The organism is Acidovorax sp. GW101-11A03 (assembly GCF_059424825.1).
Genome location: NZ_JBWKZU010000138.1, coordinates 1 through 1,639, shown reverse-complemented (window position 1 = coordinate 1,639; position 1,639 = coordinate 1). Strand labels below are relative to the sequence as shown.

2 protein-coding genes and 1 pseudogene are annotated in these 1,639 nt (G+C 73.0%); all 3 read right to left on the bottom strand.

What is annotated here, in order from left to right:
- Positions 1–326 (bottom strand): annotated as a pseudogene (locus AC07Z7_RS25035) (efflux RND transporter periplasmic adaptor subunit); the annotation flags it as partial.
- Complete coding sequence (locus AC07Z7_RS25030; protein WP_494768039.1) at positions 323–895, bottom strand: hypothetical protein; 573 nt, start codon at positions 893–895, stop codon at positions 323–325. The pseudogene AC07Z7_RS25035 and the gene AC07Z7_RS25030, both read right to left, overlap by 4 nt.
- Positions 896–930: 35 nt before the next feature.
- Positions 931–1,639: TolC family protein (locus tag AC07Z7_RS25025; protein ID WP_494768038.1), on the bottom strand; the 709-nt coding region annotated here is incomplete at its 5' end.

Genomic DNA, 1,639 nt, shown 5'->3' with positions numbered 1-1,639 from the left:
CCCTTGGGCCCGGCCTCCAGCCGCCCGGCCAGCACGGCCTGCACCTTGCCGCCTGCGTTGGGGTCCATCACCACGGAGCCTGCCAGTTCAAAAGCCTTGGCGTGTTGCCCGGTGGCTGCCACCAGAGTGCGCACGCCCAGTTGGCGCTGCGCGGGTTTGGGCAGAAACACGCTGCCATCGGGCTGGCGGCTGGGGCCGTTGCCGCTGGGCGCAGGTGGTGCATCGCCATGGTCGTGGCCGGGGCCTGCCAGGGCTGGCACAGGGGCGCTGAGCACGGCGGCCATGAGCAGAGCAAGCAAGGAGGGCATGGGGTGGAAGCGCTTCATGCTGCACCTCCCACGCGCTGGTTGTTGCCCATGCGGGCAGCACGGCCCCGGCGCAAGCCCCACGCGGCGACCAGCGCCAGCAGCACGGCGGCCACGGCGCCTGCGATCAGCACAGTGCGGCGGGCCAGCCCTGCCGGTGCGGCATCGGTGTGAGCGGCGGGGTGCAGGTCGATCTCGCCTGCGAGCAGGTCGGTGTCAGTGCCTGCGGCCACGGTGGCGGTGACGGGGCTCACACCCTCGGCCAGCGGCGCGGCCAGGGTGGCCTGGAACTCGCCCTCGGCCACGCGGGTGACGGGTACGTTGGTGCCCGCGATGTCCAACTCCAGCCGGGCGTCTTTCACCGGGCTGTTGTCGCCCGCGTGGTCCAGGTAGAGCGCGATTTTTTGCCCGTCGAGCACGCCCACCAGTTCAAACAGGTCGGAGGTGGCGGCAAAGCGCGGCAGGGCTGTGCCCGCTGCGGCGGCGGGGGTTTCGCCATGGTCGTGGCCAGCACCAGCCAGCGCTGTCGGCGGTAGCAAGCCCAGCAGCAGGGCCAGGCCCAGTGTGGAGAAAGTGGAAGCTAGTTTCATGGTGTTCAGCAAAAGTGGTGAGGGCCTCAAGGGCGTCATTGCGGCAGCAGGCCCAGGGCTTGGCGCAGGTGGGAGATGGCGGCCGCCGCTTCGATGCGGGCGCGGGCCAACTGGCGTTCGGCCTGGGCGGCTTCCAGCTCCACACGCAGGCGTGTGGGGCCGTCGGCTTCACCCAGTCGGAAGGCCTTGTCGATAAAGCCGCGTGTGCCCTGCGCCAGCGCCGCGTGCCGTGCCAGGGCATCGCGCTGGGCCTGGGTGGCTTTGACGCGGGCCATGGCGGCAGCGATGTCGGCGTCCAGGCGCCTCTGCTCCACGGCAGCACGCGCCTCGGCATCGATGGCATCGGCGCGTGCTGTAGCCTGCTTCGCCTGCGCACGGTCGCCCCCGCCCAGGGGTATGCGCAGGCCCACGGTGAAGGTCTGCTGGTAGCGGTCGCCCGCCTGCTCGCGGCCCCGAGTGGCGGCCACCGTCAGCTCGGGGTTGGCACGGGTTTGCACGGCAGCCAGGTCGGCGGCGCGGCGGGCCACCTCGGCCTGGTCCTGCCAGTCGGCCGCCGCAGGGTGCTGGGCAGCGGCTGCCGTGGCATCGGGCACCGGGGGCTCGGGCTCCGCCCCGTCCGCCAGCGCCAGGGTGGGCGCGGCCTGCACGCCCCAGGCAGCCAGTGCGGCCTGCGCTGCGTCCCGCGCGCCCTGGGCCTCGGCCATGGCGGCGTCGGCCTGGGCCACGGCGCCGTCGGCCTGCGCC